This is a genomic window from Sphingomonas sp. PP-CC-3A-396, assembly GCF_004343105.1.
Lineage (GTDB): Bacteria > Pseudomonadota > Alphaproteobacteria > Sphingomonadales > Sphingomonadaceae > Sphingomonas.
On record NZ_SLYF01000001.1, the window covers coordinates 721,280 to 735,124 of the forward strand.

A 13,845-nucleotide genomic window follows, 5' to 3' on the forward strand; every position below is an offset into this window, starting at 1 on the left:
GTGCTCGAAAAACGGGCAGCTATCTTTCCGTCATGCCGGGCTTGTTCCGGCATCCACCGCGCCGCGTACTCACGAGCGTTTGGTTTGCGGGACCGTGGATGCCGGAACGAGCCCGGCATGACGGAGTGGGAGGGCGACGGAGTGGGTGGATGACGGGGTTTGCTTGCCCCCGCCAGCCCCATGCCAAACTCAATGGCGGAAGTGGCGCATGCCGGTGAAGACCATCGCCAGGCCGGCTTCGTCCGCCGCGGCGATGACGTCGGCGTCGCGGATCGAGCCGCCGGGCTGGATCACCGCCGTCGCGCCGGCCTCGACCGCCGCGAGCAATCCGTCGGCGAACGGGAAGAACGCGTCGGAGGCGACCGCCGAGCCGATCGTGCGCGGGGTGGACCAGCCGGCCTTCTCCGCGGCGTCCTTTGCCTTCCACGCGGCGATGCGCGCGGATTCGAGGCGGTTCATCTGGCCGGCGCCGATGCCCGCGGTGCTGCCGTCCTTGGCGTAGACGATCGCGTTGGACTTGGTGTGCTTGGCGACGGTCCAGGCGAAGCGGCAGTCGAGGAGTTCCTGCGGCGTCGGCTGGCGCTTGGTGACGACTTTCAACTCACCCGGCGTGCCGTTGTCGCGACCCTGGACGAGCCAGCCGCCGGCGATCGACTTGGCCGTCAAGCCGGCGCGCGCGGGATCGGGGAGGTCGCCGGTGAGCAGCAGGCGGAGGTTCTTCTTGGCGGCGAACAGCGCGATCGCCTCCTCGTCGGCATCGGGGGCGACGACGACTTCGGTGAAGATGCCGGTGATTGCGCGCGCGGTTTCGGCGTCGAGCGTGCGGTTGACGGCGATGATGCCGCCGAATGCGGACACCGTGTCGCAGGCGAACGCCGCGGCATAGGCTTCGGCGAGCGTGGCGCCGGTGGCGACGCCACAGGGGTTGGCGTGCTTGACGATCACGACCGAGGGCTCGGCGTCGCGGAATTCTGCGATGAGTTCGAGCGCGGCGTCGGCGTCGTTGAGGTTGTTGTAGCTAAGCGCCTTGCCCTGGAGCTGGCGGGCCTGACCGATACCGCGGACGCTGCCGGTTGCGGTGTAGAAGGCGGCGGACTGGTGCGGGTTCTCGCCGTAGCGCAAGCTGTCGCCGCGCTTGAGCGTGATCGGCAGGGTGGCGGGGAATTCCTCGGCCTGATCTACCGTGCCGAACCAGGTCGCGATCGCCGAGTCATAGGCGGCGGTGGTGGCGAAGGCCTTGGCGGCGAGCTTTTTGCGGTCGTCGAGCGTGGTGGTGCCGCCGGAGACGAGAGCGTAGTCGGCGGGGTCGGTGACGATCGCGACATAGGCGTGGTTCTTGGCCGCCGAGCGCACCATGCTGGGGCCGCCGATGTCGATGTTCTCGATCACCGTTTCTCGATCTGCCCCTTTTGCGACCGTAGCCTCGAACGGGTAGAGGTTGACGATGACGAGGTCGATCGCGCCGATCTGGTGTTCGGCCATCGAGGCGGCGTGGCCGGCGTCGTCGCGGACTGCGAGGAGGCCACCGTGGACCATCGGGTGGAGCGTCTTGACGCGGCCGTCCATCATCTCGGGGAAGCCGGTGAGTTCGCTGACGTCGCGGACTTCCAGGCCGGCGGCGCGGAGGGCCGTGGCGGTGCCGCCGGTCGAGACGAGTTCTACGCCATTTGCCGCGAGCGCCTTGCCGAGATCGACGATCCCGGTCTTGTCGGAAACGGACAGGAGCGCGCGCTTGATCGGGATGCTGGTCATGAGGGTCTTTCGTCGGGGGTCGCCGTGCGGCGGTGCCTTAGCGTTGGTTGCCGCCCGGGAACAGAGGGCGGGTTGCGCGCGAATGCCGCCATCCCGCGCCATTCCGAACAATAACACCTCCCCGGCGAAAGCCGGGGTCCAGTTGGGGGACGTTGCTAACCGGTGACGGCGCTCCGTTATTGCCACCTTTCCAACTGGGCCCCGGCCTCCGCCGGGGTGGTGCATTTCACCTTGGGTGGCCTTCGGTCAGACGGCCTTTTTCAGCGCCCAGCTTACGCTTGCGCCGCCGGCCGCGGCTTCGCCTGTGATCATCAGCTGCTGCGTCGCTACCGGGCGACCGTCGGCGTCGATCCAGACGCTGTCCTCGACCACCAGCGCGCCGCCGCGGCAGCGGAATTGCCAGAGCGGACCACCGGGCAGGCGGAGGATCGCGCCTAGGCCGTCGGCCGTGGGGGAAACCTGCACGCCCGCGCCCAAATGGAAGCGGATCGCGAACAACGACAACCCGGCGCGTCGCTTGCGGCCCTGCGGCAACAGCGCGTCCTCGCCGCGGAGTTCGCGGCCGTCGCCGGTGAGCATCAGCTGGCGGCGGTGGAGGAAGCCCCAGCGGCGGACATAGCCGTCGTGGCTCGCCTCGATTCGGCTGGCGGCATCCGATTCCTGGCGGCTGAGCTCGACTTCGCCGACGCCGCGGCCGAGCGTGCCGTCGGCTAGGATCGCGGTCGAGTTGCTGTCGGCGATCGTCAGCGTGGAATGCGCGGCGGTGGAGCGCAAACCCTCGACCATCGCGGGCGGCAGTTGCGCGATGCCGGCGCGTGCGCCGCCGCAATTGACGACGATCCGCGCCGGGCCGTCGGAGAATTCGAACGCGAGCGTCGAGGCGCAGCCGCCTTCGACGAGGCGTGCGATCGGCGGCGGCGCGGCGTCGTTGATCAGCACCGCGGTGCCGGCGGCGAGGCGTTGATAGCCCCAGTCGCGCGCTTGACGGAGCGGGCGGGTGCGGACGCCGCTGGCTTCGACGACCGCTGCGACCTGCGTTTCGCTGGCCGGACCGCCGCCCTGCCAGCTCGACAGGCCGCGATCGGCGTGGGCGACACCGAGCAGCGCCGCGACCATCCGCGTGAGCGTGACCGCGACCGTCTCGGGGAGTTCGGCGCTGCGCGCAGCGTAGCTTTCCTGGAGGAGGGTGAGCAGCTGGATCGAATCCAGCAGCATCGCCGGGCTGCGCGAGACCGAGCCGCCATCGTCGAACAGACCGGTGCCGAGCGCGCGGAGGAGGCCGGCCTCGCCGAATGCCTGGCGCGGTTCGCCGCCGGGAATGAGGAGGCCCGCCGCAACGACTCCGCACCAGGCGGCGATGCGCGGGGCCCCCGCCGGAGCCTTGTCGGCATTGCGATCGAGGTGGAGTGCGCCCTTTGCGAGCGCGTTGAGCACCTTCGACCGATAGATCTGGTCCGACGACGACAGGATCAGCGGGGCATGCGCGGTCCAGGCGAGGATGCGGCGGCCCCACATGTCGGGGCGCCATGCGATCCCACCCTGCGTGTCGGCGTGCGCGGTCAGCCAGAGCCCCATGAGGTATTCGGCGATCGGGGCGCCCCGCGCACGGGTCGCGACGGTCGACAGGTCGCGCAGCCACGCAAAACTTTGCAGGTATTCGGCGAAGGGTTTGGGGAGCGGCTTCGATAGATCGAGCGTCTCGATATCGCGCGCTTCGCCGCGGAAAGAGAGGACGCCTTCGAGCAGCATTGTACCGCGCGGGATGTCGCCGAGGATCGGGTCGTCGGGGACCGCGATCAGCTTCAGCGGATACCGCCCCTTTAGGCGCAGCGTGTGGAGCGGGGTGCGCCACGTCAGGCGGTGGAAGCGCTCCGCCAGCCGATCGGCGAGCGACAGCCCCTTGTCGCCGCCGAGACGGATCAGGCGGCGGCCTTCGTCGATCCCGTCGGGGGCGGGATCGGTTACATGATCGGGGGCTTCGTTCACCCCCGCAACGCGGCGATGTTGGCAGCGTATTGCGATGGTCCGCCGCGGAAGACCGAAGTGCCCGCGACCAGTGCGTCGGCACCGGCCTCGATGCAGCGCCTGGCCCACTCCGCATCGACGCCGCCATCGACTTCGAGATCGATCGCGCGGCCGCTCTTTTCGATCATCGTGCGGATCGCCGAGATCTTCTTGAGCTGGCTCGGGATGAAGCTCTGCCCGCCGAAGCCCGGGTTGACGCTCATCACGAGAACGAGGTCGACCATGTCCATGAGGTAGTCGAGCATCTTCGCGGGCGTGCCGGGGCAGATCACCACCCCGGCGCGCTTCCCGAGGCCCTTGATGTGCTGGAGCGAGCGGTGGATGTGCGGCCCGGCTTCGTAATGCACGGTGATGCAGTCGGCGCCGGCCTCCGCGAACGCGTCGAGATACGCGTCGACCGGCGAGATCATCAGGTGGACGTCGAACGGCTTGGTGGTGACGCCGCGGACCGACTTCATGACCGCGGGGCCGAACGAGATGTTGGGGACGAAATGGCCGTCCATCACGTCGATGTGGATCCAGTCGGCGCCGGCTGCGTCGATGGCGCGGACTTCCTCGCCGAGTTTGGCGAAGTCGGCGGAGAGGATCGAGGGGGCGATGCGGACGGGTTGCATGATCGTGTCCTAGCGTGGGATTCGCGTGGTGCGAAGTCCCTCATGATCCTCCCCCGCCAGGGGGAGGATTGGTTAGCTGCGCTTCAATCTTGCGATGAAGAAGCCGTCGCAGCCGCCTTGGTCGGCCAGCATGCCGGGGAGCGTGCGAATGGTGCCGGTTTCCGTGGGGGTGATGCCGGCGGGGAGTTCGGACTGGTCGACCGGGGCGATCGTGTAGTCGCTGCGGGCGGCGAGGAACGCGTCGAGTTGCGCTTCGCCTTCCGACGGTTCGAGCGAGCAGGTGGCGTACACCAAGGTGCCGCCGGGTTTCACCCAGTCCGCCGCGCGCGCGAAGATGCGCGCCTGGAGCGCGGCGGTTTCGGCGATGATCGAGGGGCGGACGCGGTGGAGGACGTCGGGGTGGCGGCGGAAGATGCCCGTCGCGCTGCACGGCGCGTCGATCAGGATCGCGTCGGCGGGCTCGGTCGGCGCCCATTCGAGGATGTCGGCGTTGACGACCTCGGCCTTCAGATGCGTGCGGTAGAGGTTCTCGCGGAGGCGCTTGATGCGGCTCTGCGAATTGTCGACCGAGGTGACGGTCCAGCCGGCGCTCGCGAGCTGCAACGTCTTGCCGCCGGGGGCTGCGCAGAGATCGAGGACGTGGCCCTCCCCCTTCCCCAGCAGGCGTGCGGGGAGCGAGGCGGCGATGTCCTGGACCCACCAGGCGCCGTCGCCGAAGCCTGCCATGTCGGGGACGGAGTCGTGATCGCCGAGGCGCAGATGGCCGGGCATGAAGCTTTCGCCGCCGAGTTTCTCGCGCCAGCCTTCGGTCTCGGACGGGTCGGCGATCGTCAGGTCGAGCGGCGGCACCTGCGCGATCGCGCGGCCGGCGGCGTCGACCATCTCCTCGCCCCACGCGGCTTCCCAGCGCAGTTCGACGGGCGCCGGCAGCGTCGGCACTTCGGGGAGCAGCATGTTGGCGCGGAACAGCGTGCCGAACACGCCGTGGACGAGCTTGCGCGGGCCACCGTCCACCAAAGGCAACACGGTCGAGATCGCGGCGTGCGAGGGGGTGCCGAGGATCAGCACCTGGACCAGCGCAGTCCGCAGCGCCATCCGCGCCTTGGCATCGTCGGGCAGGTTGGTCTTGGTGACCGAATCGATCATCGCGTCGAGATCGGGGAGGCGGCGCAGCGTCTCGGCGGCGATCGCGTGCGCAAGGCCGCGGTCGGGTCCATGGATCGCGCGGGTCGCGGCGGGCAGCGCGGATTCGAGCGACTCGCCGCGGCGCAGGACGGCGTCGAGCAGGCGGAGCGCGGCGCGGCGGGTCGGGACGCCGAGCGGTTCGGGGGCGTGGGTATAGTCGGGCATGAAGGTCCTTCGCGTTCGGTTTGCCGCGCGGCTGTTATGGCAAAATCGCGCGGCAGCGCCCATGTGGCGGTTACGACGCCAACACGCAAATCCGGAGAGCCGCGATGGGCCAGCGCCCCGATCATCTGAAGCCACCAGAATATCTTGCGAAGAATACGCCGGTCCCGAAACCCGAGGCGATCGTGCCGGACAAGGACCCCGAGCCGCGAGATCCTACGCGCTATGGCGATTGGGAGCTGAAGGGCATGGCGATCGATTTCTGAGGGGCTTGCCGCACCCAATACCTACCGCCACCCCGGCGAAGGCCGGGGCCCAGTTGGAAAGGTGGTCGTAACGAAGCGCGACCCTTCATTGGCGACGTTCCCCAATTGGGCCCCGGCCTCCGCCGGGGTGGTGCAATGTCTAGGGCGAACGGATGTAATCTGCGGCAGCGATCCTGACGCAGGCGGAACGATTACCCGTCCGGCGCGTCGCCGTGTCGATGAGGGGATTCTTTCGCAAACGCTGGGTTAAAGTCACCGGCATCGTCGTCGCGAGCGTGCTCGTGCTGGGGCTGGTGGGGCTTGCCGCGTTTCCGTGGGGATCGCTGAAAGGCGTGATCGAGCGGCAGCTGACCGCGCGGTTCGGGCGGCCGGTGACGATCGGCGGTATCGAGCGGGTCGACGCGTTCGGGTTCAGTCCGACGATCCGCATTACGAACGTGCGGATCCCCCAGGCCGACTGGGCGGGCAAAGGTGATTTCGTCGACCTGCGCGAGGCGGAGGCGACGTTCTCTGGCATGGGCTTGCTCAAGGGCGCGTTCGGGCCGCGCGACGTGAAGGCGCGCGGACTGCATCTGGTGCTGGTGCGCGACAAGGACGGCCGGACCAACTGGGAGCGGCCGGGCAAGCCAAAGGGCGGCGGCAGTTCGACCGATCTCGACGGGCTGACGATCAGCGACAGCGTGATCGAGTATCGCGACGACAAGCAGGACCGCTTCGTCACGGCGCGGTTCGTGTCGGATCCGGTGCACGGTATCCGCGCGAACGGGAGCGGTACGATCCGCGGGGCGGCGGTGCGGATCGCGGTCGCGGGGCCTTCGGTGGAGAAATTCCAGGGCAAGCCCTGGCCGTTCACCGCGTCGATCGATGGCTATGCTCTTTCGATTGCCGCCAAGGGGCTGATGGACCGGCCGCTCGATACCGACGCGATGAGCCTCGACGTGACGGCGCGCGCGGCCGATCTCAAGCTGATCGACGCGGTGATCGAGGCGGGGCTGTTCCGCACACAGCCGGTTTCGTTCAGCGCGCATGTCCGGCACGACCAGCCGAAATGGACCGTCACGCAATTGAAGGGCGTGGTCGGACGGTCGGATTTTGCAGGGCACGTCACGGTCGACAAGCAGGCGGGGCGTAGCAAGGTCGATGGCGACATCGTCTCGCGCCAGTTCGATTTCGGCGATCTGGCGTCGGACGAGGGCAAGGCGGAGGGCGCCGCGCTGGAACGCCGGATCGGGCCGCGGCTGGTGCCGAACACGCGGATCGATATCGGCAAGATCGACAGGACCGATGCGTGGATGGGGTTTCGGATCGGCCGGATCGTAAGCGGCAACGGTGCGTCGCCGATCCTGTCCGCCAAGGGCGTGCTGGCGATCGATCACCAGCTTCTGACGTTGAGCGATCTGGTCGCTCGACTGTCGCATGGCAACGTCACGGGCAAGGTGACGGTCGACCAGCGCGGCGACCGGAAGGTGCCGACGGTGGATATCGACCTCAGGTTGCGCGGGAGCAGCGTACAGGCGCTGGCGGGCGGCGGTGGCGATTTCAGTGGCAATGTCAGCGCGCGGGTGCGGCTGAAGGGGCCGGGCGAGACGATCCGTGCGGCGGTCGGGCGGTCGGACGGGACGATCGGGTTCGTCGCGCGGGATGGGCAGTTGCCGCAGGGGATTGCGGCCGCGTTAGGCTTCGATGCGGCGCGCGCGCTGCTGGCTAAGGATGGCGAGCGGGCGGGGCTGCGGTGCTTGGTGTTGAAGCTCGATGTGACGCGGGGGCGCGGGCGGGTCGATCCGATGATCGTCGATACCACGGCCAGCCAGTTGCGCGGCCAGGGGAGCGTGGTGTTTCCGGGGGAGACGCTGAACATTCGGCTGACGGGCACGCCGAAACAGCATGCGCTGCTGCGGCTGCCGGGGTCGGCGTACATGACCGGGACGATCGAGCGGCCCAATGTGACGATCCCGCCCGAGGTGAAGTCGGTGGGGAATATCTTCAAGGCGATCGGCCGCGCGATTACTGGCAAGCAGGGGCCGACGGCGAGCGATGCGGATTGCTCGGGGTTGGCGGCGCGAGTGTTGCGATAATTTCTGATCCTCCCCCGCAAGGGGGAGGTGGCGCGAAGCGACGGAGGGGGAGGACACGGAACAGAGGTTTCCCTTTCCGCCCCCTCCGTCTGGCAAGCGCCAGCCACCTCCCCCTTGCGGGGGAGGATCACGAGGTCGGCTCCCCCTCTGTTCTCCCGCGAAGGCGGGAGCCCAGTCTGGGTCCCCGCCTTCGCGGGGAAACAGTTTTAGCCCGCCTCACCTTTCAATGGCCGCGCGAGCAAGTCACCGATGACGTCGCTGACGGGGGCGCCTTCCAACAGGCGGCAGACGGCCTCGGTGATCGGCATGTCGACGCCGGCGTCGCGCGCGGCTTCACGGAGGACGGGGGCGGTGAAGGCGCCTTCCGCGACGGTGCGGCGATCGGCGAGCAGCGTCGCGGCGGAGTCGCCTCTCCCCAAACCGACGCCGAGCGAGAAGTTGCGGGAACTGGTCGAGGAGCAGGTGAGGACAAGGTCGCCCAGCCCCGATAACCCGGCGAGCGTTTCCGCGCGGGCGCCGCGGGCGAGGCCGAAGCGGGTCATCTCGGCGAATCCCCGCGCGATCAAGGCAGCGCGCGCGTTCTGGCCGAGCCCTGCCCCCTCGACGACGCCGCAGCCGATCGCGAGGACGTTCTTTACTGCGCCGCCGATCTCCGCGCCGGCGACGTCGGTCGACGCGTAGGTGCGGAAATGGCGCGCGGCGAGACGCGTCGCGAGGCGTTCGCCGAGGTCGGCATCCTCGCAGGCGAGCGTGACCGCGGTGGGGAGGCCGGCGGCGACTTCGTGCGCAAAGGTGGGCCCGGAGAGGACGGCGATCGGCGCGTTCGGGTGGACGGCGCGAGCGACCTCGCCGACGAGCCGCTTGCTGCCGGCCTCGATGCCCTTGGCGCAGAGGACGAGCGGGATGCGGCCGACCGGGGCGGCGGCGAGGACGCTGCCGACGTGCTGCGCGGGGGCGACGACGAGAATCGCGTCCATGTCGGCAAGCGCCGCGAGGTCTTCGGTCGCGCGGATCGTCGGGGAGAGCGCGACGCCGGCTAGGAACAGGCTGTTTTCGTGGTGCGTATTGATCGACTCAACCACCGCGGTTTCTCGCGCCCAGAGGACCACCTCGCGACCTTCGTGCGCGGCGACCTGTGCGAGCGCGGTGCCCCAGGCGCCGCCGCCGATGACCCCAATCTTCATAGCAGCGGCAGTCATGCCTTCACTCCTGCGCCACGCACCGCTTCGGCGTTCGGATCGAGTGGCCAGCGCGGGCGGGCGGCGACGTCGAGCGGGTCGGTGAGGCCGGCGGCGAAGCGCTCGGCGCCCGCCCAGCCGATCATCGCGGCGTTGTCGGTGCAGAGCCAGAGCGGCGGTGCGACGAAGCGGAGGCCGTGGGCGCTGGCGAGCGTCTGCAATGCCGAGCGGACCGCGGTGTTCGCGGCGACTCCGCCCGCAACGACCAGCGCGGTGGCGCCGTGCGAGGTGCGGAGTGCCTTGGTCGTGCGGTCGATCAGGCAATCGACGACCGCGGCCTGGAACGACGCGGCGAGATCTTCAGGAGAATATTGGCCGACGACGCGGGCGACGGCGCTCTTCAGGCCGGCGAACGAGAAATGCGGTTCGGCCGTGCCTTTGAGCGGACGGGGCAGCGGGACCGCCTTCGGGTTGCCGAGCGCGGCGGCGCGTTCGACTGCGGGGCCGCCGGGGAAGCCGAGGCCCAGCAGCTTGGCGGTCTTGTCGAAGGCCTCGCCTGCCGCGTCGTCGATCGTCGTCGCCAACCGCCGGTACGCGCCGACGCCCTCGACCAGCAACAACTGGCAATGGCCGCCGGATACCAGCAACAGCAGGTACGGAAATTCGAGATCGGGGTCGGACAGTCGCGGCGAGAGCGCGTGGCCTTCGAGGTGGTTGACGGCGATCAGGGGCTTGCCGGCCGCATGGGCGAGCGCCTTGCCCGTCACCAGCCCGACCATGACGCCGCCGATCAGCCCCGGCCCGGCGGTCGCGGCGATCGCGTCGACGTCGGCGAGCGTCAGCTTCGCGTCGGCCAGGGCCGCGACGATCAGCGGTTCGAGCGCCTCGACATGCGCGCGCGCGGCAATTTCGGGGACGACGCCGCCGAACGGGGCGTGCGCGGCTTCCTGCCCCAGCAGGCGGTGCGCGAGGACCTGACGGTCGCCGGTGACGAGCGCGGCGGCGGTTTCGTCGCAGGAGGATTCGATGCCGAGGATGATCATCGCGTGTCTGTATATGCGTGCGAGAAGCTTGTCGAAGGGGGCTCCTTTCTGCATGGCCCACCGGATGACTCGTTTTCGGCTCGGTACGCGCGGTTCGCCGCTGGCGCTCACCCAGGCGGGCATGGTGCGCGATGCACTGTGCGCGGCGCATGGCTGGTCGCCCGAAATGGTCGAGATCGTGGTGATCCGCACGACCGGGGACCGCGTGCAGGATCGCGCGCTCGCCGAGATCGGCGGCAAGGCGCTGTGGACCAAGGAACTCGATCGCGCGCTGCACGACGGCGATATCGATTGCGCGGTGCATTCGATGAAGGATGTCGAGACGATCCGACCCGCGACGCTGAAGATCGCGGCGATGCTCCCGAGGGCCGACGTCAGAGACCGGCTGATCGGCGCGGAGACGCTCGCCGACCTGCGCCCGCACGCGGTTGTCGGCACGAGTTCGCCGCGGCGGCGCGCGCAGATGCTGCGGCTGCGGCCCGACCTGGAGATCGTGCTGATCCGCGGCAACGTCGACACGCGGCTCGGCCGGGTGGCGAGCGGCGAGATGGATGCGACGCTGCTGGCGGCGGCGGGGCTCGACCGGCTCGGGCGCGACGACGGTCATGCGATCCCGACCGACGTGATGTTGCCCGCGCCAGCCCAGGGCGCGGTCGGCGTCGAGGTGCTCGCCGGGAGCGCGGCGGGCGAAATCGTCGCGGCGATCGACCACCGCGACACGAGCCTGTGCGTGCTGACCGAGCGCGCGTTGCTCGCGCGGCTGGGGGCGGATTGCCATTCGCCGGTCGCCGCGCTGGCGTCGCTCGCGGGCGAGACGCTGACGTTGCGCGCCGAACTGATCGCCGAGGACGGCGCGTGCGACATCGCGGGATCGATCGAGGGCACGGTCGACGACGATCTCGGCACCGCGCTCGCGGAGGATTTGCTGACCCGCGCGCCCGCCAGCGTCCGGCGACTGTTCGCCGCATGATGCCCCGATGACCCGCATGGTCGTGGTGCTGCGGCCGGAGCCCGGCAACACGCGCACCGCGACGGCGCTGCGTACGCTCGGGCTGGAGGTGCAGCAGGTTCCGCTGTTCGCGGTGGTGCCGGTCTATTGGACGCCGCCCAACCCGACCGGGTTCGACGGGCTGTTGCTGACGAGCGCGAACGCGGTGCGGCATGGCGGCACGGGGCTGGACCTGTTCAAGCGGTTGCCGGTCGTCGCGGTCGGTGCCTCGACCGCGGCGGCAGCGAGCGAGGCCGGGTTCGCGGTCGCGGTGACGGGCGGCGAGAATGCGCGCGCAGTAGTGGCCGAGGCGCGGGACCGGGGTTTCGCGCGGTTGCTGCATCTTGCGGGGCGCGATCGGGCGCCGACCGAGGACGGCGTCGAGGCGGTCACCGTCTATGCGAGCGACGCCGTACCGGTCTCCGCGGACGTCGCTCGATCGTTCGAGGATACCGTGGTCCTGGTGCATTCCGCGCGCGCTGCAACGCGGCTGGCCGAACTCGCCGATGGCGCCGGCGCGGACCGGTCTCGCATCGCGCTGGTCGCGATCAGCCAAGCGGTCGGCGACGCCGCCGGGACAGGCTGGGGCGCCGTGTCGATCGCGCCCGAACCGAGCGATTCCGCGGTTGTCGCAACCGCTGCTGCGTCTGCGAACACACGCACGATTGACCATCCGGCGCGCGGCGGGGATAAGCACGCCATGAGCGACTACGTGCCTACCGATCGCCCACGGGCACGCGGACCCAAAATGGGCGTCATCCTCGTCCTGGTCGGGCTTGCGTTCGTCGCGGGCCTTGGCCTGATGGCGTATGCGGCCAAGACGGTGCCCTGGTTCGGCTTCACCCATTCGACCGCCGGTTCGACGACTGCGCAGCAAAAGGCTTCGTCGTCCGCGACCGGGTATATCCCGTCGCAGCCGCTCGGCCCCGATGGCCAGCCGCAGGCCGCCGCGCCGGTCGATACCGCTGTGCTGGCGACGCGCGAGGCGACGCTGGCGGCGCAATTGACCGCGCTCGAGGCGCGCACCGCGGCGATCACCACCGATGCCAGTGCCGCCGGCGGGCAGGCGACGCGCGCCGAAGGGCTGATGGTCGCGTTCGCCGCACGACGCGCGCTCGATCGCGGGGTCGGGCTCGGCTATCTCGAGGAGCAGCTTCGCCTGCGCTTCGGCCAGGCCCAGCCGCGCGCGACGATGCTGCTGATCCAGGCCGCGCGTCAGCCGGTAACGCTGGAGGACCTCCGCCAGGGCCTCGACACGATCGCGCCCGACATCACGACCTCGACCGGCGAGGGCTGGCTCGACACGATCCAGCACCAGATCGATTCGCTGGTGGTACTGCGCAAGGCCGGCACGCCCTCGCCGATGCCCGCCGACCGCCTCGCGCGCGTTCGCCGGTTGCTCGAAGCGGGGCAGGTCGAGGCGGCAAGGGCGGAAGTGGCGCGCTTGCCCGGGGCGGCGCAGGCCGGCAACTGGATGGACGCCGCCCGCCGCTACGTCACCGCACGCCAGGCGCTCGACGTGATCGAGAACACCGCGCTGATCGGCCAGGCGGGTCAGCCACAACCCACCCCGGTAGTGATCCCGACGCCGGTTCCCGAGATCATCGCGCCGGAGACATCCGCGGCGGACGGAGTCTGAGATCTTCGAACGCCAGGCGCAGGTGCCGGCAACTGATCGCTTGATCGGCCAGCCATGCCCTTGGGCGATAGCGCCGCAACAAGCGTCGCTTACGGCGTAGCGGCGACCTTGATCTCGAACAGCGTTGGCCAATATTTGCCCGTCACGAATAGCCGGTTTGCCTTTGCATCCCACGCAATCCCATTGAGCACCGCCTCGGGGTCGGTAGCAGCCACTTCGGCGACTAACGGGCGCAGGTCGACCACTGCCGTGACCTTGCCGATCTTGGGGTCGATACGGACCAGGAAGCCGGTATGCCAGACGTTGGCGAGCAGCGCGCCGTCGACGTATTCGAGCTCGTTGATGTCGCGCAACGGGCGACCGTCGATCGTCACCGCGACGCGCTTGCGCTCAGCGAGCGTCACCGGATCGCGGAAGATGATGTCGGGGCTGCCGTCGGACTGGAGCAGCGACACGCCATCGCTCGTCAGGCCCCAACCCTCGCCGGTGTAGCGGTTCTGGCTTTTGGGCTTTAGCGTGCGGAGGTCCCAGCGGTGGGCGATGCCGTCGTGCCAGGTGAGGCTGACCAACTCGTCCTTCCACAGCGCGAGGCCTTCGCCGAACTGCGCGGGGTCGATTTGCGCCTTCGCCAAGATCTGGCCGTCCTTGAGCGACACGCGGCGGACGTCGGATTGGCGCTCCTGCCCGGTGCTCTCGTAGAGCGCGCCGTCGTGCCAGAGCAGCCCTTCGGTGAATGCGGTGCGGTCGTGCGGATAGCGCGCGACGATCGTCGCCGACAGCACCGGCACGCGCGTCTGCGCAGGCGCGGCGGACGAAAAAGACGATGAAACGAGAACGGCCGGCCCCGCCATAGCGAGACCGGCCGCAATCATTATCCTACCGAACACGGTACGATCAGCGTTCTGGGGCAGCCAGCTA

11 protein-coding genes are annotated in these 13,845 nt (G+C 69.5%); 4 read left to right on the forward strand and 7 right to left on the reverse strand.

The window, feature by feature from the left end:
• Positions 1 to 189: 189 nt before the first annotated feature.
• The 4 genes from purH to C8J40_RS03315 form a co-directional block, all read right to left on the reverse strand.
• Positions 190 to 1,752, reverse strand: coding sequence for a bifunctional phosphoribosylaminoimidazolecarboxamide formyltransferase/IMP cyclohydrolase (gene purH / locus C8J40_RS03300; RefSeq protein WP_132895745.1), 1,563 nt, complete (start codon positions 1,750 to 1,752; stop codon positions 190 to 192).
• A 246-nt stretch (positions 1,753 to 1,998) separates the two neighbouring features.
• A complete protein-coding gene (locus tag C8J40_RS03305; RefSeq protein WP_243693179.1) occupies positions 1,999 to 3,738 on the reverse strand; it encodes a heparinase II/III family protein in 1,740 nt (579 codons plus the stop codon).
• The gene (rpe, locus tag C8J40_RS03310; protein WP_132895746.1) at positions 3,735 to 4,391 is read right to left on the reverse strand and encodes a ribulose-phosphate 3-epimerase; all 657 of its coding nucleotides are present in this window, start codon (positions 4,389 to 4,391) and stop codon (positions 3,735 to 3,737) included. Before rpe ends, C8J40_RS03305 begins: the two co-directional genes overlap by 4 nt.
• A 72-nt stretch (positions 4,392 to 4,463) precedes the next feature.
• On the reverse strand, positions 4,464 to 5,741 hold the full coding sequence (locus C8J40_RS03315; RefSeq protein ID WP_132895747.1) for a transcription antitermination factor NusB: 1,278 nt from the start codon (positions 5,739 to 5,741) through the stop codon (positions 4,464 to 4,466).
• A 104-nt stretch (positions 5,742 to 5,845) separates the two neighbouring features.
• On the opposite strand from C8J40_RS03315, the gene C8J40_RS03320 reads away from it, so the two are divergent.
• A complete protein-coding gene (locus C8J40_RS03320) occupies positions 5,846 to 6,004 on the forward strand; it encodes a DUF1674 domain-containing protein (protein ID WP_082441494.1) in 159 nt (52 codons plus the stop codon).
• A gap of 218 nt (positions 6,005 to 6,222) precedes the next feature.
• Complete coding sequence (locus C8J40_RS03325) at positions 6,223 to 8,079, forward strand: AsmA family protein (RefSeq protein ID WP_132895748.1); 1,857 nt, start codon at positions 6,223 to 6,225, stop codon at positions 8,077 to 8,079.
• A 206-nt stretch (positions 8,080 to 8,285) separates the two neighbouring features.
• Here C8J40_RS03325 and C8J40_RS03330 read toward each other — a convergent pair whose 3' ends face one another.
• The gene (locus C8J40_RS03330) at positions 8,286 to 9,263 is read right to left on the reverse strand and encodes an NAD(P)H-dependent glycerol-3-phosphate dehydrogenase (RefSeq protein ID WP_132895860.1); all 978 of its coding nucleotides are present in this window, start codon (positions 9,261 to 9,263) and stop codon (positions 8,286 to 8,288) included.
• Positions 9,264 to 9,274: 11 nt separating this feature from the next.
• Positions 9,275 to 10,300 (reverse strand): tRNA (adenosine(37)-N6)-threonylcarbamoyltransferase complex transferase subunit TsaD, encoded by a 1,026-nt coding sequence (tsaD, locus tag C8J40_RS03335; RefSeq protein ID WP_132895749.1) that lies wholly within the window; start codon positions 10,298 to 10,300, stop codon positions 9,275 to 9,277.
• A 64-nt stretch (positions 10,301 to 10,364) separates the two neighbouring features.
• Between tsaD and hemC the strand changes: the two genes are divergently transcribed.
• Both hemC and C8J40_RS03345 read left to right on the forward strand, forming a co-directional pair.
• Positions 10,365 to 11,270: a hydroxymethylbilane synthase gene (hemC, locus tag C8J40_RS03340; RefSeq protein WP_132895750.1), complete on the forward strand. Its 906-nt coding sequence runs from the start codon at positions 10,365 to 10,367 to the stop codon at positions 11,268 to 11,270.
• 7 nt (positions 11,271 to 11,277) lie between these two features.
• Positions 11,278 to 12,927 (forward strand): uroporphyrinogen-III synthase, encoded by a 1,650-nt coding sequence (locus tag C8J40_RS03345; RefSeq protein ID WP_132895751.1) that lies wholly within the window; start codon positions 11,278 to 11,280, stop codon positions 12,925 to 12,927.
• Between the two features lie 89 nt (positions 12,928 to 13,016).
• Here the strand turns inward: C8J40_RS03345 and C8J40_RS03350 are convergent, their stop codons facing one another.
• Positions 13,017 to 13,799: a glutaminyl-peptide cyclotransferase gene (locus C8J40_RS03350; RefSeq protein WP_207901126.1), complete on the reverse strand. Its 783-nt coding sequence runs from the start codon at positions 13,797 to 13,799 to the stop codon at positions 13,017 to 13,019.
• Positions 13,800 to 13,845 lie beyond the last annotated feature (46 nt).